21 protein-coding genes are annotated in these 21,264 nt (G+C 72.6%); 5 read left to right on the top strand and 16 right to left on the bottom strand.

Features of this window, described 5'->3' with window-relative positions; genetic code table 11:
- The 8 genes from IE330_RS39830 to IE330_RS00615 form a co-directional block, all read right to left on the bottom strand.
- A partial coding sequence (locus IE330_RS39830) for a hypothetical protein (protein WP_194732754.1) occupies positions 1–95 on the bottom strand: 95 nt, incomplete at its 3' end.
- A gap of 205 nt (positions 96–300) precedes the next feature.
- Positions 301–1,023, bottom strand: coding sequence for a potassium-transporting ATPase subunit C (locus IE330_RS00645; protein WP_190133786.1), 723 nt, complete (start codon positions 1,021–1,023; stop codon positions 301–303).
- Between the two features lie 6 nt (positions 1,024–1,029).
- Positions 1,030–3,171 carry a potassium-transporting ATPase subunit KdpB gene (kdpB, locus tag IE330_RS00640; protein WP_190133785.1) on the bottom strand — a complete coding sequence of 714 codons (2,142 nt, stop codon included), beginning with the start codon at positions 3,169–3,171 and terminating at the stop codon, positions 1,030–1,032.
- Positions 3,168–4,832, bottom strand: coding sequence for a potassium-transporting ATPase subunit KdpA (gene kdpA / locus IE330_RS00635; protein WP_190133784.1), 1,665 nt, complete (start codon positions 4,830–4,832; stop codon positions 3,168–3,170). The genes kdpB and kdpA overlap by 4 nt, the downstream gene beginning before the upstream one ends.
- 8 nt (positions 4,833–4,840) lie before the next feature.
- Positions 4,841–4,930 carry a K(+)-transporting ATPase subunit F gene (gene kdpF, locus IE330_RS00630; protein WP_190133783.1) on the bottom strand — a complete coding sequence of 30 codons (90 nt, stop codon included), beginning with the start codon at positions 4,928–4,930 and terminating at the stop codon, positions 4,841–4,843.
- 397 nt (positions 4,931–5,327) lie between these two features.
- Positions 5,328–6,122: a DUF3710 domain-containing protein gene (locus tag IE330_RS00625; protein ID WP_190133782.1), complete on the bottom strand. Its 795-nt coding sequence runs from the start codon at positions 6,120–6,122 to the stop codon at positions 5,328–5,330.
- Between the two features lies 1 nt (position 6,123).
- A complete protein-coding gene (gene dut, locus IE330_RS00620; RefSeq protein WP_190133799.1) occupies positions 6,124–6,630 on the bottom strand; it encodes a dUTP diphosphatase in 507 nt (168 codons plus the stop codon).
- Positions 6,631–6,650: 20 nt separating this feature from the next.
- Positions 6,651–7,235, bottom strand: a complete 585-nt coding sequence (locus IE330_RS00615; protein ID WP_190133781.1) for a PaaI family thioesterase — start codon at positions 7,233–7,235, stop codon at positions 6,651–6,653.
- A gap of 58 nt (positions 7,236–7,293) precedes the next feature.
- Here IE330_RS00615 and IE330_RS00610 point away from each other — a divergent pair, with 58 nt between their 5' ends.
- Positions 7,294–7,740 carry a DUF3093 domain-containing protein gene (locus IE330_RS00610; protein WP_190133780.1) on the top strand — a complete coding sequence of 149 codons (447 nt, stop codon included), beginning with the start codon at positions 7,294–7,296 and terminating at the stop codon, positions 7,738–7,740.
- A gap of 28 nt (positions 7,741–7,768) precedes the next feature.
- Here IE330_RS00610 and IE330_RS00605 read toward each other — a convergent pair whose 3' ends face one another.
- From IE330_RS00605 to IE330_RS00590, 4 genes are all read right to left on the bottom strand, one after another.
- Entirely contained in the window at positions 7,769–8,785 is a 1,017-nt protein-coding gene (locus IE330_RS00605; protein WP_190133779.1) for a hypothetical protein, read from the bottom strand.
- A gap of 12 nt (positions 8,786–8,797) precedes the next feature.
- Positions 8,798–9,094: a DUF4193 domain-containing protein gene (locus IE330_RS00600; protein WP_003993510.1), complete on the bottom strand. Its 297-nt coding sequence runs from the start codon at positions 9,092–9,094 to the stop codon at positions 8,798–8,800.
- A gap of 393 nt (positions 9,095–9,487) precedes the next feature.
- Positions 9,488–10,774, bottom strand: coding sequence for a sensor histidine kinase (locus IE330_RS00595; protein ID WP_190133778.1), 1,287 nt, complete (start codon positions 10,772–10,774; stop codon positions 9,488–9,490).
- Between the two features lie 5 nt (positions 10,775–10,779).
- On the bottom strand, positions 10,780–11,433 hold the full coding sequence (locus tag IE330_RS00590; protein ID WP_030680296.1) for a response regulator transcription factor: 654 nt from the start codon (positions 11,431–11,433) through the stop codon (positions 10,780–10,782).
- 319 nt (positions 11,434–11,752) lie between these two features.
- Here IE330_RS00590 and IE330_RS00585 point away from each other — a divergent pair, with 319 nt between their 5' ends.
- Positions 11,753–11,926 (top strand): hypothetical protein, encoded by a 174-nt coding sequence (locus tag IE330_RS00585; protein ID WP_190133777.1) that lies wholly within the window; start codon positions 11,753–11,755, stop codon positions 11,924–11,926.
- 90 nt (positions 11,927–12,016) lie between these two features.
- Here IE330_RS00585 and IE330_RS00580 read toward each other — a convergent pair whose 3' ends face one another.
- Both IE330_RS00580 and IE330_RS00575 read right to left on the bottom strand, forming a co-directional pair.
- Complete coding sequence (locus IE330_RS00580) at positions 12,017–12,841, bottom strand: inositol monophosphatase family protein (RefSeq protein ID WP_190133776.1); 825 nt, start codon at positions 12,839–12,841, stop codon at positions 12,017–12,019.
- Positions 12,842–13,066: 225 nt separating this feature from the next.
- Positions 13,067–14,206 carry a ferrochelatase gene (locus IE330_RS00575; protein WP_373314520.1) on the bottom strand — a complete coding sequence of 380 codons (1,140 nt, stop codon included), beginning with the start codon at positions 14,204–14,206 and terminating at the stop codon, positions 13,067–13,069.
- 409 nt (positions 14,207–14,615) lie between these two features.
- Between IE330_RS00575 and IE330_RS00570 the strand changes: the two genes are divergently transcribed.
- Both IE330_RS00570 and IE330_RS00565 read left to right on the top strand, forming a co-directional pair.
- A complete protein-coding gene (locus IE330_RS00570; RefSeq protein WP_190133775.1) occupies positions 14,616–15,884 on the top strand; it encodes an MFS transporter in 1,269 nt (422 codons plus the stop codon).
- A complete protein-coding gene (locus IE330_RS00565; protein WP_190133774.1) occupies positions 15,814–17,163 on the top strand; it encodes a D-arabinono-1,4-lactone oxidase in 1,350 nt (449 codons plus the stop codon). The genes IE330_RS00570 and IE330_RS00565 overlap by 71 nt, the downstream gene beginning before the upstream one ends.
- Before the next feature lie 43 nt (positions 17,164–17,206).
- Here IE330_RS00565 and IE330_RS00560 read toward each other — a convergent pair whose 3' ends face one another.
- Entirely contained in the window at positions 17,207–18,610 is a 1,404-nt protein-coding gene (locus IE330_RS00560; protein ID WP_190133773.1) for a hypothetical protein, read from the bottom strand.
- Positions 18,611–19,109: 499 nt separating this feature from the next.
- Here IE330_RS00560 and sepH point away from each other — a divergent pair, with 499 nt between their 5' ends.
- Positions 19,110–20,174, top strand: a complete 1,065-nt coding sequence (sepH, locus tag IE330_RS00555; RefSeq protein ID WP_190133772.1) for a septation protein SepH — start codon at positions 19,110–19,112, stop codon at positions 20,172–20,174.
- A 242-nt stretch (positions 20,175–20,416) separates the two neighbouring features.
- Here sepH and IE330_RS00550 read toward each other — a convergent pair whose 3' ends face one another.
- Positions 20,417–21,247, bottom strand: a complete 831-nt coding sequence (locus IE330_RS00550; RefSeq protein WP_190133771.1) for a sulfurtransferase — start codon at positions 21,245–21,247, stop codon at positions 20,417–20,419.
- Between the last annotated feature and the right edge of the window lie 17 nt (positions 21,248–21,264).

Here is a 21,264-nt window from a genome sequence, read left to right as displayed (position 1 = left end):
CGCTCCACCCGCCGGTGCGCCTCGGACAACATCGCATACGTCTTGCCCACACCCGGTGCCGCACCGAGATAGATCCGAAGCTTGCCGCGTGCCATGGCCTCATTGTCTTCCTGGAACTGCTGTGTACGCAGCGTCGACCTTACGGCCAACAATTCCGGCAAAGCGGGTGGGGCGGTCGTTTCGGCAGCTCCTTGACAGAACCCTGACACGGTGGGCGCGCGGGCGTACGGGGACGCCCGCGGGGCCCGGGTGGTCCGGGCCCCGCGGGCCGTGCTTCGGTGCCGTGGAGGGCCGGGCGGGTCAGCCCTCGGCGGCGACCAGGTGCTTCAGGGCGATGTTGAGCTTCAGGACGTTCACCCGGGGCTCCCCCATGAAGCCGAGCACGCGGCCGTCGGTGTGGTCGTCGACGAGCTTGCGTACGTCCTCGACGTCCAGCCGGTTCCTCTCGGCGACCCGGTACGCCTGGAGGTCGGCGTACGCGGGCGAGATGTGCGGGTCGAGGCCCGAGCCGGAGGACGTGACGGCGTCGGCCGGGACGTCGGCGGGCCGGATCTTGTGGCGGGCCGTCGAGTTGTCCTTGACGACGGCGTCCTTGGCCGCCTTGACCTGCGCGCACAGGCCTTCGGTGGCCCGGGGGTCGCAGACCTGCCGACCGTTCTTGTCCTTCATGGTTCCGGAGTCGCCCGCGAGGTTGGTCGCGCCGGACAGGAGCAGCTTGTAGCGGGTGTTCACGCTGTTGGTGCCGAGTCCGTTGGACGGCCGGGGCTGGAACCACCTGAGGTCCGGGGCCGGGGTCTCCTGGCCCTTCTTCAGGGGCAGGTCGTAGCGCTGGCCGATGAGCTCGGAGCCGACGACCCTGCCGCCGTCCTCGACCTCGGAGCCGTTGGCCTTGTCGTGGAAGAGGGCCTGGGCGACGCCGGTGACGGCCAGCGGGTAGAGCACGCCGCAGACGAGGGTCAGGACGAGCACGGCGCGCAGGCCGGCGCCCAGCAGCCGGGTGGTGTTAGCCACGGTGTTGTTCATGCCGAGTCACCCAATGCCAGGGATGAGGGAGATGAGCAGGTCGATGAGTTTGATGCCGACGAACGGCGCGACGAGTCCGCCGAGGCCGTAGAGGCCGAGGTTGCGCCGGAGCATCCGGTCCGCGCTCATGGGCCGGTAGCGCACGCCCTTCAGGGCCAGCGGCACCAGGGCCACGATGATCAGCGCGTTGAAGATGACGGCCGACAGGATCGCGGACTTGGGGCTGGACAGGTCCATGATGTTGAGCTTGTCCAGGCCCGGGTACACCACGGCGAACATGGCCGGGATGATCGCGAAGTACTTCGCCACGTCGTTGGCGATCGAGAACGTGGTCAAGGCGCCACGGGTGATCAACAGTTGCTTGCCGATCTCGACGATCTCGATCAGCTTGGTCGGGTTGGAGTCCAGGTCCACCATGTTCCCGGCCTCCTTGGCGGCCGAGGTGCCGGTGTTCATGGCCACGCCGACGTCGGCCTGGGCGAGCGCCGGGGCGTCGTTGGTGCCGTCGCCCGTCATCGCCACGAGCTTGCCGCCCGCCTGTTCGCGCTTGATCAGCGCCATCTTGTCCTCGGGGGTGGCCTCCGCGAGGAAGTCGTCCACGCCCGCCTCGTCGGCGATGGCCTTGGCCGTCAGCGGGTTGTCGCCCGTGATCATGACGGTCTTGATGCCCATGCGGCGCAGCTCGTCGAACCGCTCCCGCATGCCTTCCTTGACGACGTCCTTGAGGTGGATGACGCCGAGGACGCGGGCGCCGTCGGCGTCCTCGACCGCCACCAGCAGCGGCGTGCCGCCCGCCTGCGCGATCGTGTCGGTGAGCTCCCGCGCCTCGGCCGTGGCCGTGCCGCCGCGCTCCTGCACCCAGGCGAGCACCGAGCCGGTCGCGCCCTTGCGGACCTTGCGCCCGTCGACGTCCACGCCGGACATCCGGGTCTGGGCGGTGAAGGCGATCCACTCGGCGCCGGTCAGCTCGCCCTGGTGCCGCTCGCGCAGGCCGTACTTCTCCTTGGCCAGGACGACGATCGAGCGGCCCTCGGGCGTCTCGTCGGCCAGCGAGGAGAGCTGGGCGGCGTCGGCGACCTCGGCCTCGGTGGTGCCGCGCACGGGGACGAACTCCGCGGCCCGGCGGTTGCCCAGCGTGATGGTGCCGGTCTTGTCGAGGAGCAGCGTGGAGACGTCGCCGGCGGCCTCGACGGCCCGGCCGGACATGGCGAGGACGTTGCGCTGGACCAGCCGGTCCATGCCGGCGATGCCGATCGCGGACAGCAGGGCGCCGATGGTCGTCGGGATGAGGCAGACCAGGAGCGCGCAGAGCACGATCATGGACTGCTCGGCCCCTGCGTACACCGCGAACGGCTGGAGCGTGACGACCGCGAGCAGGAAGACCACGGTCAGCGAGGCGAGCAGGATGTTGAGCGCGATCTCGTTGGGCGTCTTCTGCCGGGCGGCGCCCTCGACCAGGTTGATCATCCGGTCGATGAAGGTCTCGCCGGGCTTCGTCGTGATCTTGATGACGACGCGGTCGGAGAGCACCTTCGTGCCGCCGGTGACCGCGGACCGGTCGCCGCCGGACTCGCGGATGACGGGCGCCGACTCGCCGGTGATCGCCGACTCGTCGACGCTGGCCACGCCCTCCACGACGTCGCCGTCGCCGGGGATGACGTCACCGGCCTCGCAGACGACCAGGTCGCCGACGCGCAGCTCGGTGCCCGGAACCCGCTCCTCCGCCCCGCCGTCGGCGGCCAGGCGGCGCGCGACCGTGTCGGTCTTGGCCTTGCGCAGGGTGTCGGCCTGGGCCTTTCCGCGGCCCTCGGCCACCGCCTCCGCGAGGTTGGCGAAGAGCGTGGTCAGCCACAGCCAGGCGGCGATCGCCCAGCCGAACCAGTCGCCCGGGTCCTTGACCGCGAGCAGCGTGGTGAGGACGGAGCCGATGAGGACCACGAACATCACGGGCGACTTGACCATCACCCGCGGGTCGAGCTTCCTGACGGCGTCCGGGACGGACCTCAGGAGCTGCGCCGGATCGAAGAGGCCTTGGCCGACCCTGCCGTCGTCCGGCCCGTGGCCGGTCGGCACGTCCTGGTGCGGCGCGCGCGTGGGGGTGGCGGTGGTCATGGAGCCGGGCTCCTCCTGCTCGGTGGGGACGGTCATGACGCGAGGCCCTCGGCGAGCGGCCCGAGCGCGAGCGCGGGGAAGTACGTCAGACCGGTGATGATCGTGATGGTGCCGACGAGCAACCCCGTGAACAGGGGCTTCTCGGTGCGCAGGGTGCCCGCCGTCTTCGGCACCGGCTGCTGCCCGGCGAGCGATCCGGCGAGCGCGAGGACGAACACCATCGGCAGGAACCGGCCGAGCAGCATCGCGAGGCCGATGGTGGTGTTGAACCACTGGGTGTCCGCGGCGAGGCCGGCGAAGGCCGAGCCGTTGTTGTTGGCGCCGGAGGTGAAGGCGTACAGGATCTCCGAGAACCCGTGCGCGCCCCCGTTGAGCAGCGAGTCCTTCGGTGTGTCCAGGGCCATCGAGGCGCCGGTGAAGCCGAGCACGAGCGCGGGCGTGACGAGGATGTAGCAGGCCGCGAGCTTGATCTCGCGGGTGCCGATCTTCTTGCCCAGGTACTCGGGCGTACGGCCGACCATCAGGCCCGCGATGAAGACCGCGATGATCGCCATGATCAGCATGCCGTAGAGGCCGGAGCCGACGCCGCCGGGCGCGATCTCGCCGAGCTGCATGCCCAGCATCGTGATCCCGCCGCCGAAGCCGGTGTACGAGGAGTGGAAGGAGTTCACGGCGCCCGTGGAGGTGAGCGTGGTGCTCGTCGCGAAGAGCGAGGAGCCGCCGATGCCGAAGCGGGTCTCCTTGCCCTCCATGGCACCGCCCGCGAGGTCGAAGGCCGGGCCGCCGTGGTGGAACTCGGTCCACATCATCAGCGCGGTGAAGCCCAGCCAGATCGCCCCCATCGTGGCGAGGATCGCGTAGCCCTGCCGGACCGAGCCGACCATCGTGCCGAAGGTGCGGGTCAGGGCGAACGGGATGACCAGGATCAGGAAGATCTCGAAGAGGTTGGAGAGGGGGTTCGGGTTCTCGAAGGGGTGGGCCGAGTTGGCGTTGAAGTAGCCGCCGCCGTTGGTGCCCAGCTCCTTGATGACCTCCTGGGAGGCGACCGCGCCGCCGTTCCACTGCTGCTCGCCGCCGAGGAACTGGCCGACCCCGTGGATGCCGGAGAAGTTCTGGATGACGCCGCAGGCCACCAGGACCAGCGCGCCGACCACGGAGAGCGGCAGCAGGATGCGCACGACACCGCGCACCAGGTCGGCCCAGAAGTTGCCGAGGTCGCCCGTGCGGCTGCGGGCGAAGCCGCGTACCAGCGCCACGGCGACGGCGATGCCGACGGCCGCGGAGACGAAGTTCTGCACGGCGAGGCCGGCGGTCTGCACGACGTGGCCCATGGCCTGCTCACCCGAGTACGACTGCCAGTTGGTGTTGGCGACGAAGGACGCGGCGGTGTTGAAGGCCTGGTCCGGGTCGATCGACCGGAAGCCGAGCGAGCCCGGCAGCGAGCCCTGGAGCCGCTGGAGCAGGTAGAGGAAGAGCATGCTCGCCGCGGAGAAGGCGAGCACACCCCGGAGGTAGGCGGGCCAGCGCATCGCGGCGCCGGGGTCGGCGCCGATGCCCTTGTAGATCCACTTCTCGACGCGCAGGTGCTTGTCGGAGGAGTAGACGCCGGCCATGTAGTCGCCGAGCGGGCGGTGGGCGAGGCCCAGCGCGACGACGAGGGCGAGGAGCTGGAGCACGCCAGCGAGGACGGGACTCATGGGGCCGCTCAGAACCTCTCCGGGAACACAAGGGCGAGGACGAGATAGCCCAGCAGGGCGACGGCCACGAGGAGACCGACGACGTTCTCTGCGCTCACAGCTTCGCCACCCCCTTGGCGACGAGGGCCACCAGGGCGAAGACCGCGACCGTGGTGACGACGAAGGCCAGGTCGGCCATCGTGTGCTCCTAGATGAGATACGGAAGTGCTGACCTCACGAGGAAACAGCGTCGATGGCGCGTTTCGATCGCCGTTGACGTCTCCCTTACGGCCACTGACGTCGCGTTGACGGGTCTCTTACGGATGCCGTGCGGGCGCCTCGGGCGGCGGGCGAAGGGGGTGTACGCGACATGCCGAAGGGCCGCGTCCCTGTGCTGGGACGCGGCCCTTCGGCCTTGCCTTTTCGCCTGGGCGTCTGCCCTGTTCCCGTTGACGGCGGGTGCGGGAGCGATGTTGGTTGCTCGCGCAGTTCCCCGCGCCCCTTGCGGGGGCCGTGTCAGCGGACTTCGGTGATCTCCGGGCCGCGGGCGAGCTGGCCCATGCCGCCGGAGAAGCGGGACGTCTCCTGGTCCTCCTGCTGGACGCCCTCGGCGACCATCTGGGCGTCGTCCGGCAGCTTGAGGACGATCGGGTCGCGCGGGGCCATCGGGCCCTCGCCGCGGACGACGACCGTGTCCCGGAAGATCTGCTCCAGGAGCCCCGCGGCCTGCGGCTGCACCGCGCCCTGGCCGGAGATCACTCCGCGCAGGAACCAGCGCGGGCCGTCCACGCCCACGAACCGGACCACCTGGAAGCCGCCCGTGCCGTCCGGGAGCTGCACCGGCACCTGGGCCCGCAGCTCCCAGCCGAGCGGCCCCTCGACCTCGTCGATGACCCCGCCCTGCTGCGTGATGCCGGAGGCGATCTCCTCGCGCACCTCGCCCCAGATGCCCTCCCGCTTGGGCGCGGCGAAGGCCTGGAGCTGGATGGCGCTGTCCTGGAGCACGACGGTGGCCGCGACGATCGCGTCGCCCGCGACCTCCACGCGCAGCTCCATGCCCTCGACGCCGGGCACGAACAGACCGCCGAGGTCCACCCGCCCCTCGCCCGGCTCGCGGACCTCGGAGACGTCCCAGGGTCCGTCGGGACGCGGCTCGGGCTCCAGGCGCACGCGCCGGGACGCGGCGTCCTGAGCGCCCTCGGCGCCGTCCGTCATGTCTGCGATGTCCGTGCTGCCAGTGCTGTCGACGACCTGCTCGGCCTCGCCCGCCGCGTCCGCGGCGGCACCACTCTTCTTGCGACGTCCGAACACGTCACTGTCCTTCCCGGTCGGATACGACCGACGCGTATCGATTCCCACCCGTTTGCTGTCCCGCGCTGGCGTCCACGGCGGCGTGACCACCGGTGGAACCGAATCCCCCCTCGGCCCGCGCCGAGCCGGGAAGCTCCGCCACCTCCTGGAAGCGGACCGTCTCGACCTGCTGGACGACCAGTTGGGCAATCCGGTCGAAGCGCTCGAACCGCACGCTGTCGCGCGGGTCGAGATTCACCACGATCACCTTGATCTCCCCACGGTACCCGGCATCAATCGTCCCCGGGGCATTCACCATGGCGACACCGCAGCGGGCGGCGAGGCCGGACCGGGGGTGCACGAAGGCCGCGTACCCCTCGGGCAGGGCGATGGAAACCCCGGTCGGCAGCACCGCCCGTTCACCGGGCGCGAGTTCGCACGGCTCCGTGGTGCGCAGATCGGCTCCGGCGTCGCCGGGCATCGCGTACGCCGGGAGCGGTACGTCGGGGTCGACGCGCCGGATCAGCACGTCCAGGGGGGCACGGTCGGTCACGGGTTCACCTCGAAGGCGCGGGCGCGCCGGATCTGGTCCGGGTCGTTCATGGCCGCCTGGATCTCCCGGGGCCGGCCGTTGTCGATGAAGTGGTCCACCTTCACCTCGATGAAGAGGGCGTCGGCGCGCACGGCGACGGGGCCCTCGGGGCCGCCGATCCGCCCGGTGGCCGTCGAGTAGATCTTCCGTCCGGCGACCGCGGTGACCTCGGCCTCCAGGAAGAGCACCGTGCCGACCGGCACCGGCCGCACGAAGTCCGTCTCCAGGCGCCCGGTCACGGCGATCACCCGCAGCAGCCAGTTCAGCGAGCCGAGCGTCTCGTCGAGCGCGGTCGCCAGCACACCGCCGTGGGCGAGGCCCGGGGCCCCCTGGTGCGCCTCGCGGACCGTGAACTCGGCGGTGACGGTGACGCCTTCGCCGGCCCGGGCGGCGAGGTGCAGGCCGTGGGCCTGCCCGCCACCGCAGCCGAAGCAGTGCTCGTAGTGCGCGCCGATCAGCTCCCCGGGCGCGGGCGCGTCGGGGTGCCGCACGGGGGGTATGGCGTCGGCCGGGGGCGTCAGAGCCGCAGTGGTACCACTCACAGGCGCAGACCTTACCTCCGCGTCAGCGGCCGTCGCGCACCATGCCAAGCTTGGCTTCATGCAGCCTTACGAAGAACGCCTCACCGCACCCCGTTCGTGGTGGCTCGTCTCCGCGCTCGTCGGCATCGCGACGGGTCTGACGGCGCTCCCGTTCGGCACGCTGCCGTTCCTGGGCGGCCTGGTCGGCGGCACGGCGCTGGCGGCGGTGCTGACCAGCGCGTACGGCTCGGTGCGGATCCGGGTCGTGGCGGGCTTCCTGGTCGCGGGCGACGCGAAGATCCCGGTCTCGGCCCTCGGTACGCCGCAGCTCCTGGACGCGGCCGAGGCCCGTGCCTGGCGGACCCACAAGGCGGACCCGCGCGCGTTCATGGTGCTGCGCAGCTACATCCCGACGGCCCTGCGCGTCGAGGTCACCGACCCCGAGGACCCGACGCCGTACGTGTACCTGTCGACGCGGAACCCGCAGGCCCTGGCCGGGGCGCTGGAGGCGGTGCGGGCGGCGTAAGAGCCGTCAGGGGCCGCAAGGCCTCGGGTCAGCTTCCGAGCTCCTTGCGGCGGGCCTCGTCGGAGCCGGGCAGGGGCGGCAGCTCGGGCAGCGCCTCCCAGGGCACCTGGGCCCGGCGCAGATCGGCGCGGACGCGCTCCGCGAGCTTCTTGGTGTCCCGCCGGTTCATGAAGGCGCCGACGGCCGCTCCCACCATGAAGGGCATCAGGTTCGGCAGGTTCCGCACCATGCGCTTCATGATCTGCTGGCGCAGCTCGCGCTTCATCTGTCCGCCGAGGGCGGCGTTGACCGAGGCCGGTTTGGCCACGTCGATCCCGCGCTCCTCGGTCCACGAGCGCAGGTAGGCGGCGCTGCGGTCCTTAAGGGTGCCGGGGGGTCTGCGGCCGTACACCTCGTGCAGCTCCGCGACGAGCTTCAGCTCGATCGCGGCGACACCGGTGATCTCGGCGGCGAGCTCCGCGGGCATCGCCGGCGGGACCGGCAGCATGGCGGCGGCGCCGACGCCGGCGCCGACCGTGGAGGTCGCGTTGGCCGCGCCCGCGATGAGCTTGTCCGCGAGCTGCTCGGGGCCGAGGCCCGGGAACTGCTTGCGGAGGGTGGCCAGGTCCCGGACCGGGACCCGGGGTGCGTTCTCGATGATCCGGTCGGCGAGGTAGCCGATGCCGGCCCTGGCACCGCGGCCGCCGCGGCGTACGCCCTTGCGCAGGCCGTTCGCGACGGCGGTGAAGCGCTTGCCCTTGGTCAGGGGGCCCTCGTCCTCCGCCGCCTCGACGGCCTGTGCGGCGTCGACGGCCGCCCGCGGCGACGTGCCCACCGCCGTCTCGTGCAGCAGCGCGGGGACGGCCGCGTAGGCCGCCTCAGCGCCGCTCTGTGCCCCGGCGGGACCCGAGGGGGCGGTGGCGCCCTCCGGGTCCGCGCCCGCCGCTCCGGCAGGCCCGAGCGAGGCCTGCGGGCCCCGCTCGCCGTCCGTCGCGCCCTCGGGCACGGCTGCGTCCGCCTCGTGGTCGCCGAAGCGGTTCTTCCCGTGCGGGGTCGAGCCAGTCACGGCCGACCTCGCTCAGTCGCAGTCGCGGCAGATCGGCTGGCCGTTCTTCTCTCGGGCCAGCTGGCTGCGGTGGTGCACCAGGAAGCAGCTCATGCAGGTGAACTCGTCCTGCTGCTTGGGAAGCACGCGGACCGCGAGCTCCTCGTTGGACAGGTCCGCGCCGGGCAGCTCGAGGCCTTCGGCGGCCTCGAACTCGTCGACGTCGACGGCCGAGGCGGACTTGTCGTTCCGCCGGGCCTTCAGTTCTTCAAGACTGTCCGAGTCGACGTCGTCGTCGGTCTTGCGTGGGGTGTCGTAGTCCGTTGCCATGTCGCTCTCCCCCTCTGGGTGTCTGCGGTGTCTCAGCGCACGTAACGCGTGAGAGGCCGGACTTGTGCCCGACCTGAGGCGGAGATTTTGCCTCACATCAAGGTCTGTTACTCAATCGACACCCAACCGCACCCCTGAAGAGGTGATCGGTTTGGATGGCGATCGGGACCGTACACGGTCCGAATGTCGCACTTCACGGGCGCCACCCCGTGTACTTCCCGTGATCAAGACCCCCGAAAACCCGGATTTTCCCGGCTTTCCGACGACTTTCGCGGTCACGGAGAGTAGATGGCCGAAAAATCGCTCCTGTGATCGATCACACACGGAATTGGCAGGATCGGGTCCTGAAAATTCCGCTTAAAGCGAACATCCGGCGTGTCCGGCGGCAGCATCTCAGATCGGCAGGGTCACCCGCATCACGAGTCCACCCCCCTCACGAGGCTCCGCGATGATACGGCCCCCGTGGGCGCGCGCCACCGACCGGGCGATGGACAGGCCGAGACCCACCCCCTTGTCGCTGCCGGTGCGCTCGGTGCGGAGCCTGCGGAAGGGTTCGAAGAGGTTGTCGATCTCGTACGCGGGCACCACGGGCCCGGTGTTCGTGACCACCAGGACGGCCTGGCCGTGCTGGGCCTCCGTGGTGACCTCGACCCAGCCGCCCTCCCGTCGCCCGCCGCCACCCTTCTCCTGATGGGCTTCGCCCGGCCCCTCCTGACGCTTCACGTTGTACCGGACGGCGTTCTGTACGAGGTTCAGCGCGATGCGCTCCAGGAGGACGCCGTTGCCCTGCACGATGGCGGGGGCGCGCTCGCCGCGGATCTCGACGCCCTTCTCCTCGGCCTCGGCCCGCGTCTGGTCGACGGCGCGGTCGGCGACCTCGGCGAGGTCCACCGGCTTGCGCTCGACGATCTGGTTGTCGCTGCGGGCGAGCAGCAGCAGGCCCTCCACGAGCTGCTCGCTGCGCTCGTTGGTGGCGAGCAGCGTCTTGCCGAGCTGCTGGAGCTCGGGGGGCGCGCCCGGGTCGGAGAGCTGTACCTCCAGGAGCGTGCGGTTGATCGCCAGCGGGGTGCGCAGCTCGTGCGAGGCGTTCCCGACGAAGCGCTGCTGGGCGGTGAAGGCACGCTCCAGGCGGTCCAGCATCTCGTCGAAGGTGTCGGACAGCTCCTTCAACTCGTCGTCGGGGCCGTCCAGTTCGATACGGCGCTTGAGGTCCGTGCCCGCCACCCGGCGCGCGGTACGGGTGATGCGGCCGAGCGGTGACAGGACGCGGCCCGCCATCGCGTACCCGAAGGCGAACGCGATCACGGCCAGGCCGAGCAGGGCGAGCAGCGAGCGGCTCAGGAGGTTGTCCAGGGCGTGCTCGCGCTGTTCGTTCACGCAGGCGTTCATCGCCGCGTTGAACTCCTCCGGGGAGGCGCGGCTCGGCAGGTCGCAGACCTTGCTCTCCACCCGGCCCGAGACGATCTTGAAGGGCAGGTCGCTGCCCACGTTCAGCGCCTGCGCGGCGAGCAGGTAGATGATCGAGAGCAGCAGGATGCCCGCGATCAGGAACATGCCGCCGTACAGGAGGGTGAGCCTTATGCGGATGGTGGGGCGCAGCCACGGGAAGGGCGGTTCGACCTTCCTGGGGTCCCACGTCGGCTTGGGGGGCGCCGCCGGTGGCGCGGGTGTCGTGGCCACGGAGATCAGATCCGGTAGCCCGAGCCGGGCACCGTGACGATGACGGCGGGCTCGCCGAGCTTGCGGCGCAGGGTCATGACGGTCACCCGGACGACGTTCGTGAACGGGTCCGTGTTCTCGTCCCAGGCCTTCTCCAGGAGCTGCTCGGCGGAGACCACGGCGCCCTCGCTGCGCATCAGGACCTCCAGGACGGCGAACTCCTTGGGGGCGAGCTGGATCTCCCGGCCCTCGCGGAACACCTCGCGGCGGTTCGGGTCGAGCTTGATTCCGGCGCGCTCCAGGACGGGGGGCAGCGGCACGCTCGTCCGCCGCCCCAGGGCGCGCACACGGGCGGTGAGCTCGCTGAACGCGAACGGCTTGGGGAGGTAGTCGTCGGCGCCGATCTCCAGGCCCTCGACGCGGTCGCTGACGTCGCCGGACGCGGTGAGCATCAGTACCCGGGTGGGCATCCCGAGCTCGACGATCTTGCGGCAGACGTCGTCGCCGTGCACGAGGGGGAGGTCACGGTCCAGGACGACCACGTCGTAGTCGTTCACGCCGATGCGCTCCAGGGCGGCCGCGCCGTCGTACACGACGTCGACGGCCATGGCCTCCCGGCGCAGTCCGGTGGCCACCGCATCGGCGAGCAGTTGCTCGTCCTCGACGACGAGTACGCGCACGTCGCTGTCCTTCCTCTGCGCCCGGCCCCCGGCTCGCGCGGGCAGGGCAGGTCTGATCTGGGGGTGAGACCTCCATCCTGCCCCTTTCGGCCATAAACCGGCTGTAAGGCGGCCGAGGGCCCGGGGGTGCGGGATTTTCTCGTCCGGTTGAGGTTTCCCTGAGGAAGCCCGGGGGGAGGACGGCAGTTACACCCGCGATCACGCTTCGTATGTGACACGCCACGAGCTGCCGCACCTCGGCGGCGCCGGACGTGATCGCCGCTTCTCGGGCACACCCCCGTGCCACCGACCCACACGACCCAGCCGAGGGGGCGCAACCATGGACGCATTCACCGCAGGTCTCCTGCAGCGCATAAAGGCCACGGAGTCCGACCTCGCGCAAGCCCGTCGGACGGGCGACGACTTCCTCGCCGAGGTCGAGCTGTCCGAGCTGGAGGATCTGCACCGCCTGGCCGCCGAGCACGGCGTGGAGGTCGTCGCCACGCCGTCCTGACCGGAGGCCGTCACGCACACGACAGGACCCCGGCACCCGCGCCCGCGGTGCCGGGGTCCTGTCGTGTCTCCAGGGCTCGGGCGCGGCCCGTCAGTCGTGCCAGGCGCCGTGCTCGTCCAGGAACGCCTGCAGGGGCTCGAACAGGCCGGGCGGGCCCGCCACGGTCAGCTCCGTGGACAGCGCCTCGCCGGGGCGGCCGCCGGTGAGGGCGCCCGCCTCGCGCGCGACGAGGTCGCCGGCGGCGAAGTCCCAGGGGTTCAGGCCGCGTTCGTAGTACGCGTCCAGGCGGCCGGCCGCCACGTCGCAGAGGTCGATGGCCGCCGAGCCGCCGCGCCGGATGTCCCGGACGCGGGGCAGCAGCTCCCGGACCACCGCGGCCTGCCGGGCGCGGCGCTCGGCGACGTAGCCGAAGCCGGTGCCGATCAGCGCCTGGGCGAAGGGGGGCGCGGGGCGCACGCGCACCGGCTTGTCGTCGAGGAACGCGCCCTGGCCGAGCACCGCGCGGAACGTCTCGCCGCGCACGGGCGCGTGGACGACGCCGACCAGGGTCTCGCCGTCCCCCGCGGTCAGGCGCGCGGCGATGGACACCGCCCAGTCCGGGCGGCCGTACAGGTAGTTCACGGTGCCGTCGATCGGGTCGATCACCCACTGGACGCCGCTGCTGCCCTCGAAGCTGGCGCCCTCCTCGCCGAGCACGCCGTCCGCGGGCCTGCGGTCGGCAAGGAAAGCCGTGATCAGCTTCTCGGAGGCGATGTCCATCTCGGTGACGACGTCGACGGCGCTGCTCTTGGTGGCGGCCACCCCCAGGTCGTCCGGGCGGCCGTCGCGCAGCAGCTCACCGGCGCGGCGCGCGGCCTCCAGGGCGACGGCGAGGAGTTCGGCCTTCAGGGCGTCCTGGTCGGCGGGGTCGGTCACGGTGGCTCCTTACGACGAGCGAGGTTTCCGTACGGCCTGCGCGGGGGCGGCGGCCGTGCACCTCGATGGTCCACGGCCGCCTTCCGCCTCGGCGAGGCGGGGCGAGGCGGGGGGCCGTGACGCCTGTGCACCGTGACGCCTGCGGGCCCGGCGCATGCGCGCGTGGCGCCTGCCGACCGTGGCGTCCTCCGAGGGCTGTGCCGCCCCCGCCGACCGCCGGGTGCCTCAGGCGAATGGGCTGTCGGCTCCGGCCGCCGCGGGCCTTGGGGCGCGCGCCGGGCAGCAGCCCACCGGGCACAGGTCGTGGCTCGGGCCGAGCGCGCCGAGGGCGCAGGGCGTCACCGCGCGCCCGCTCTCGGCCGCCGCGCGCTCCAGGACGAGCTCGCGCACCGCCGCGGCGAACCGCGGGTCGGCGCCCACGGTGGCCGACCGCCGCACGGGCAGACCCAGCTCCGCGGCCTTCGCCGTGGCCTCGGTGTCGAGGTCGTACAGCACCTCCATGTGGTCCGACACGAAGCCGATGGGGACCATCACCACGGCGGGCGCCCCGGCGGCGTGCCGCTCCTCCAGGTGGTCGCAGATGTCCGGCTCCAGCCACGGGATGTGCGGGGCCCCGGAGCGCGACTGGTACACCAGCTCCCAGGGGCGGTCGACGCCGGTCTCCTCGCGCACCGCGTCCGCGACGAGCCGCGCCACGTCCAGGTGCTGCCGCACGTACGCCCCGCCGTCGCCGTGGTCCGCCACGGGGCCCGAGGTGTCGGCCGCCGCCGTCGGGATGGAGTGCGTGGTGAACGCCAGGTGGGCGCCGTCGCGGACCTCGTCGGGCAGCTCGGCGAGGGACTTCAGGACGCCGTCGACCATGGGCCGCACGAAGCCCGGGTGGTTGAAGTAGTGCCGCAGCTTGTCCACGCGCGGCAGGTCGAGGCCCTCCTCCTGGAGGGTCGCCAGGGCGTCCGCGAGGTTCTCGCGGTACTGCCGGCAGCCCGAGTAGGAGGCGTACGCGCTGGTGGCCAGGACCAGGACGCGGCGCCGGCCGTCACGCACCAGCTCGCGCAGGGTGTCCGTGAGGTACGGCGCCCAGTTGCGGTTGCCCCAGTACACCGGCAGGTCGAGGCCGTGGTCCGCGAAGTCCTTGCGCAGGGCGTCGAGCAGGGCGCGGTTCTGGTCGTTGATGGGGCTGACCCCGCCGAAGAGGAAGTAGTGCTGCCCCACCTCCTTCAGCCGCTCCTTGGGGATGCCGCGGCCGCGCGTCACGTTCTCCAGGAACGGAACGACGTCGTCCGGGCCTTCGGGGCCGCCGAACGAGAGCAGCAGGAGGGCGTCGTACGGGGTGGGATCCAGGGGGGTATCCAGCGCTTCGGACATGTCTGTGATCCTGCCACCCGCCACTGACAGCGGGGAAACGACGGTCCCCCGGCGGCGGGTCGGACGGGCTGCGGGTGCGGGCCCTGGCCGGGAGCCCGGTGCCGGGGGCAGCGGGCCCGAAGGCGCTGACCGGGCCGAACGGAGGGGGCGCGCAGGCGCTTCGCTGGGCGGGACGGCGCTTCGCGGGGCGGGACGGCACGGGAGGTCACAGGAGGGCGTGGGAGGGCGCGGGAGATCGCTGGACGGCGCGGGACATCACTGGACGGCGCGGGAGGCACGGGAGGGCCCGGCAGGAAAACGACGGTGCGCTGCGGTCCCCCGCGGTCGTAAGCTGTATCAGCCATCTTCACGCCTTACGGAGCCGCACGGCCGCCCCGGCCGCCCGCTCCCGCGCCCCCGCGGAGTCCACGTGCCGAGCCCCTACCGCGCCATCTTCGCCGCCCCCGGCAGCAAGGGGTTCTCCGCCGCCGGGCTCCTCGGGCGGATGCCGCTGTCGATGATGGGCATCGGCATCGTCACGATGGTCTCCCAGATCACCGGGCGGTACGGCCTCGCGGGCGCCCTCTCGGCCACCGTCGCGCTGTCCGCCGCCGCCATCGGCCCGCAGATCTCCCGGCTCGTGGACCGGCACGGCCAGCGCCGGGTCCTGCGGCCCGCGACCCTGGTGTCGCTCGCGGCCGTGGCGGGCCTGCTGCTCGCCGCGCGGTTCGAGCTGCCGGACTGGACGCTGTTCGTCTTCGCCGCGCTCGTGGGCTGCGTACCGAGCGTGGGATCGATGGTCCGCGCGCGCTGGGCGGCCCTGTACGGCGGCACCTCGAAGCTGCACACGGCGTACTCCTTCGAGTCCGTCGTGGACGAGGTCTGCTTCATCTTCGGGCCGATCATCTCGATCGGCCTGTCCACGGTGTGGTTCCCCGAGTCCGGGCCGCTCCTGGCCGCCGTCTTCCTCGCCGTGGGCGTCTTCTGGCTGACCGCCCAGCGCGCCACCGAGCCGGTGCCGCACCCGCGCGAGCACCACACCAAGGGCTCCGCGCTGCGCTCCCCCGGCCTGCAGGTCCTGGGCGCGGCCTTCGTCGCGACCGGCACCATCTTCGGCGCCGTGGACGTGGTCACGGTCGCCTTCGCCGAGGAGGAGGGCCACAAGAGCGCGGCGAGCCTGGTGCTCGCCGTGTACGCGCTCGGGTCGTGTCTCGCGGGCGTGGCCTTCGGCCTCATGAACTTCACCGGGGCGCCCGCGCGCAGGTGGCTGGTGGGCGTGTGTGCGATGGCCGTGAGTATGATCCCGCTTCAACTGGTCGGGAGCCTGCCGTTCCTGGCCGCGGCGCTCTTCCTCGCGGGCCTGTCCATCGCACCCACGATGATCACGACGATGGCCCTCGTCGAACAGCACGTACCACGCGCGCAGTTGACCGAGGGCATGACCTGGGTCAGCACCGGCCTCGCCGTCGGGATCGCGCTCGGCTCCTCCGCGGCCGGCTGGGTGATCGACGCCGCGGGACCGAGCGCCGGGTACGGCGTGCCGGGCGTGGCCGGGGCGCTCGCGGCGGTGGTCGGGCTCCTGGGGTACCGCCGGCTGCAGCGGCCGGCTCCGCGACGGGAGGGGACCCATGGGCACGGGAACGGGCAGGGGCACGGGCGCGGCAGCGACCAGCACGAGGAGTCGAGCGGCGTGGCGTAACTGGGCGGGGACCGTCGCCGCCCGCCCCGCGCGCGAGGCGACGCCCGCCTCGGTGGACGAGCTCGTCGAGGCCGTCCGCGGGGCGCGGACCGACGGCCTGACCGTGAAGCCCGTGGGCACGGGTCACTCCTTCACGGCCGCCGCCGCCACCGACGGCCTGCTGATACGCCCGGACCTGCTCACCGGCATCCGCGCGATCGACCACGCGGCGGGCACCGTCACCGTCGAGGCGGGCACCCCGCTCAAGCGCCTGAACGCCGCGCTCGCCCGCGAGGGCCTGTCCCTGACGAACATGGGCGACATCATGGAGCAGACGGTCTCCGGCGCCGTCAGCACCGGGACGCACGGCACCGGCCGCGACTCCGCCTCACTCGCCGCCCAGATCACCGCGCTGGAACTCGTCACCGCCGACGGCGAGGTCCTCACCTGCTCCCGGGAGCGGCACCCCGACGTCTTCGCCGCCGCCCGGGTCGGGCTCGGCGCGCTCGGCGTCATCACCGCGATCACGTTCTCCGTGGAGCCGCTCTTCCTCCTCCAGGCGCGCGAGGAGCCGATGCCCTTCGACCGGGTCACCGCGGAGTTCGACGAGCTCGTCGCCGAGAACGAGCACTTCGAGTTCTACTGGTTCCCGCACACCGGCAACTGCAACACCAAGCGCAACAACCGCAGCCTGGGCCCCGCCGCTCCCCCGCACCCCGTCAGCGCCTTCATCGAGGACGAGCTGCTCTCCAACGGCCTCTTCCAGGTCGTCAACTCGCTCGGCCGCGCCGTGCCCGCCACCATCCCGGCCATCGCCAGGATCTCCAGCAGGGCGCTGTCGGCCCGCACCTACACGGACATCCCGTACAAGGTCTTCACCAGCCCCCGGCGCGTGCGCTTCGTGGAGATGGAGTACGCCGTTCCGCGCGAGGCCCTCGTGGACACGCTGCGGGAGCTCAGGACGATGATCGAGCGCTCCCCGCTGCGGGTCAGCTTCCCCGTGGAGGTCCGCACGGCCCCCGCCGACGACATCACGCTCTCCACCGCGTCCGGCCGCGACAGCGCGTACATCGCCGTGCACCTGTACAAGGGGACCCCCTTCCGCGCGTACTTCGGCGCCGCTGAGCGGATCTTCACCGCCCACGAGGGACGGCCCCACTGGGGGAAGCTCCACACCCGCGACGCCGCGTACTTCGCCGCCGCCTACCCGCGCTTCGCCGAGTTCACGGCGCTGCGCGACCGCCTCGACCCGGAGCGGACCTTCGCCAACGCCTATCTGCGGCGCGTGCTCGGCGACTGAGGCTCCGGGCGAGGCGGTCGCCCATGGAGGGCGGGCAGCCGCGCTACCGCTCGGGCGACTGCTGCTGCCGTTCGGGGACGCCCGTCCCGGGGCCGCCCCCGGCGCCGTTCGGCGGGGTGGGCGTCGGGGTCGGGGTGGGCGTCGGCGTGGGCGTGGGGGTCGGCGTGGGCTTCGTACCGTCGTCGCCGGAGCCGTTCCCGTCGCCCTTGCCGCCCTTGCCGCCCTGGTCGCCCTGGTCGGCGTTGTCGCCGTTGTCGCCCTTGTCCCCGCTGTCCGGGGTGCCGCCCTGGTCCTTGCCGGTGCCCGTGCCCGATCCGGAGCCGTCGCCGTCGCCGGGGGACGGCGTGCCGCTGGGGTTCCCGGAGGTGCCGTCGTCCTGCGAGCCGTCGTCCGTACCGGACGTGCCGCTGTCCGAGGGCCGGCCGGTGCCGTCGCCGGGCGTGGGCTTGTCGTCGGACGACGAGGAGTTCTTGCCCCTCACGAAGTCGCTGATCGACGTGGACTTGTCGTCACCGCTGAAGCTCCGGCCGCTCACCAGCTCGTACGCGGTGATCCCGGTGAGCGCCACGCCGAACACGACGGCGGCGGCGACCAGCGGCCGCTTCCAACTGGTCACCCGCGCGCGATGCGTGGTCCCCGCCGAGAACTCGTCCGACGGGAGCGGCGGCCCCGGCACCGGGCCCGCCGGGCTCCCCGCCCGGCCCAGGAGCCGGGTCTCCTGGTCGCGCCGGTCGCCCGGGAGCACCTGGGTGGCGTCGACGGACCCCAGGAGCTGGGTCCTGTCGGCGTCGGCGGACACGGCGGGCAGGGCGGTGGTCGGGTCCCCTGGCCCGACGCCGGGGAGGGCCGTGGTCGCGTCGACCGTCCCGGCCGGAGGCAGCACGGTGGTGGGGTCCGCCATGGAGTCCCCCGCCACGGGATTCCCCGTCCCGAGGGCGGGCAGCACGTTCGTCGGGTCGTCCGCGCCGGGCGTCGGCGGGCCGGGCGTCGGCAGCGCGGCCGTGGGATCGGCGCCCTGGGTGCCCCGGCCCGCGGACTGCATGCCCCACGTGGTGGTCACCGGGCCCGTGTCCCTCCTCGCGTACCCGGACGACGGCGCGGACGGCGGGGCGGGCGCGGCTCTGAACGCGGGCGGCACCGGCGTGGACGTGGTGACCGGCACCTGCTGGGCCTTCGGTTTGGCCTGCACCGCCACGTCGCGTATCTGTTCACCCGTGCGCTTGAAGAAGTGCTGGAAGACCGTGCCGCCACAGGTGGCGATGCCGCTCACCACGCCGGCGCCCAGGATCGTCCCGTAGACGCCGAAGCTGGACGCGAGCTTCGCGGCCAGCACCGCGGCCACGGCGCTGCCCGCCACCTGTGGCACGCTCAGATCGAGCCGCTTCTTCTCCGCCCCGTCCTCCGGGGTGCTCTGGGGATCCCTGCCGGTATCCGGCTTTTCACGCATCTCCGACCCTTGCCGCCTTTCTCGCCTTGCTGACGTCACACCTGATTGACGTACGAGTTACGCGTGCCACTCAAGAAGGGGACGTATGTGCGAAGCCAGCAGTTCCGATTCTGGCGTTAACGTGAAGAGCGCCACCTGTGCGCGGGGTGTTCGCGCCCCTGGCCCCCATCAACTCCCTTCGCCCGGGAGAAGTTCGGTGGGCGTGCCGGTCCACCCGGGTGGTCCGAATGGAGTAGTGTTGCGAGCCCTGGGTCCGGTCTCCAGCCAGGGTGCCCGGGACCAGCCAGGACCGCCGGGAGGGGGCTCGCTGCACAAGGTGGCCACCATGGTCACTTAGCGTTGCGAAGAAGTAACCGTGCCATCACGGCGTTCCAGGGCCCACGCCCGACACGCCGGGCAACTCGGCAAGGTTGTGGCAGGCTGCACCCGGGCAGGCCACACTCGACTAGCGGAAGCAGCGACGCACGTGACGTCGGCAGGCACCACCCGGGAGGTCCCCATGCCCGAACTGCGTGTCGTGGCCGTCAGCAACGACGGCACACGGCTGGTGCTGAAGGCTGCGGACAGCACGGAGTACACGCTTCCGATCGACGAACGGCTGCGTGCCGCCGTGCGCGGCGACCGGCCGCGTCTCGGCCAGATCGAGATCGAGGTGGAGAGCCACCTCCGCCCCCGCGACATCCAGGCACGTATACGCGCCGGAGCCAGCGCGGAGGAAGTCGCCTCGCTCGCCGGCATCCCCGTCGACCGCGTCCGGCGCTTCGAGGGCCCCGTGCTCGCCGAGCGCGCCTTCATGGCCGAGCGCGCCCGGAAGACCCCCGTGCGCCGCCCCGGCGAGAACACCGGACCCCAGCTCGGCGAGGCCGTCCAGGAGCGGCTGCTGCTGCGCGGCGCCGACAAGGAGTCGGTGCAGTGGGACTCCTGGCGCCGGGACGACGGCACCTGGGAGGTGCTGCTCGTCTACCGCGTCGCCACCGAGCCGCACTCCGCGAGCTGGACGTACGACCCGCCGCGCCGCCTCGTCCAGGCCGTCGACGACGAGGCACGCGCCCTCATCGGCGAGACCGACGACATCGCCGCGCCCGAGCCGACCTTCCCGTTCGTGCCGCGCATCGCGCGACTGCCCCGGGACCGGCCGCCGGAGCGTGCGCTCGACCGCGCGGCACCGGCACCGGAGCCCGCGGAGGAGCCCGCGAGCACCGGCGGCGCCATCGCCGAGCAGGAGCGCGACTCGCTCACCAGCCTCCTGGAGGCGGTGCCGAGCTTCCGTGGCGACATGGTCGTCCCCGAGCGTCCGACGACGGCACCCTCCGAACTGCCGTCCGCACCGCAGGACGAGCCGGAGCAGGAGCCGGAGGCCGAGGAGCCCGCGGCCACCGCGGCGTCGGCCGGTTCCGCCTACGCGGACGTGCTCATGCCGCGCGCGGTGGCAAGCCACCGCGAGCGCCTGGTCGGCTCCACGGACCGCCAGGCCGAGGCCGACGGCGTCCGCCCCGGCCGCCGGGCCGCCGTGCCGAGCTGGGACGAGATCGTCTTCGGCACGCGCCGCAAGAAGCAGGAGTAGCCGCGGAAAACGACCCCGGGCAGGAGAAGGAACCATCCTCCCGGGGCGCACTGCGGACACGCCGAAAGAGCCCGTACGCAGAATCCGTACGGGCTCTTCACGCGGCCTTCACGGATTACGGAGCGTGATCAGTAGTCGGGTGGGAGGAGTGGCGCGATCTCGCCGTTCCGGCCCTGCCTCGGCGCGTCACCGGCTCCGCCCCGCCGCGCGTCACCGCGCCACCGGCTCCGCCCCGCCACGCGTCACCGCGGTTCCGGTCCCGTCGCCACCGGGCGGGACGGGTCCGCCGACCACTCCGACCACGAACCGACGTACAGCGCCGCCGGGATGCCCGCCACCGCGAGCGCGAGCACCTCATGGGCGCCCGACACGCCCGAGCCGCAGTACACGCCGACCTCCTGGACGTCGGCGGCGCCCAGGGCCTTGAAGCGGGCCGCGAGTTCTTCGGCGGGGCGGAACCGGCCGTCGTCGGCGACGTTCTCCGTCGTGGGCGCCGAGACGGCGCCCGGGATGTGACCGCCGACGCGGTCGATCGGCTCGACGTCACCCCGGTAGCGCTCGGCCGCCCGCGCGTCCAGGAGCAGCCCCGAGCGGGCCAGGGCGGCCGCCCCGTCCGCGTCCAGCAGGGGCAGGGAGTCCGGGACCGGCGTGAAGGTGCCCTCGGCGGGCGGCCGCACGTCCCCGGACTCCCGCTCGCCCCGCCACGCCGCGAGCCCGCCGTCGAGCACCCGGACCGACGGGTGACCCGCCCAGCGCAACAGCCACCACGCGCGCGCCGCCGCCCAGCCCTGGCCGCCGTCGTACACGACGACGTCCCGGTCCGCCGAGACCCCGGCCGCCCGCATCGCCGCGCCGAAGCGCGCGGTGTCCGGCAGCGGGTGGCGGCCCGCCGCCCCGGCCGGCCCCGCGAGGTCGGCGTCGAGGTTCACGAAGACCGCCGAGGGGATGTGCGCCTCCTCGTACGCGGGCCGCTGGTGCGGGCCGCCGAGCTGCCAGCGGACGTCGAGCAGCACTGGCGGGTTTCCGCCCGCCAGGTCGCTCGCGAGTTCGGATGCGGAGATGATGGCATTCATAAGCCCCAACCTTGCCC

The sequence above is a fragment of the Streptomyces longispororuber genome (assembly GCF_014656095.1).
GTDB lineage: Bacteria > Actinomycetota > Actinomycetes > Streptomycetales > Streptomycetaceae > Streptomyces > Streptomyces longispororuber.
The sequence above is the reverse complement of the archived record's forward strand: the minus strand, read 5'-3'. Positions and strand labels throughout refer to the sequence as shown.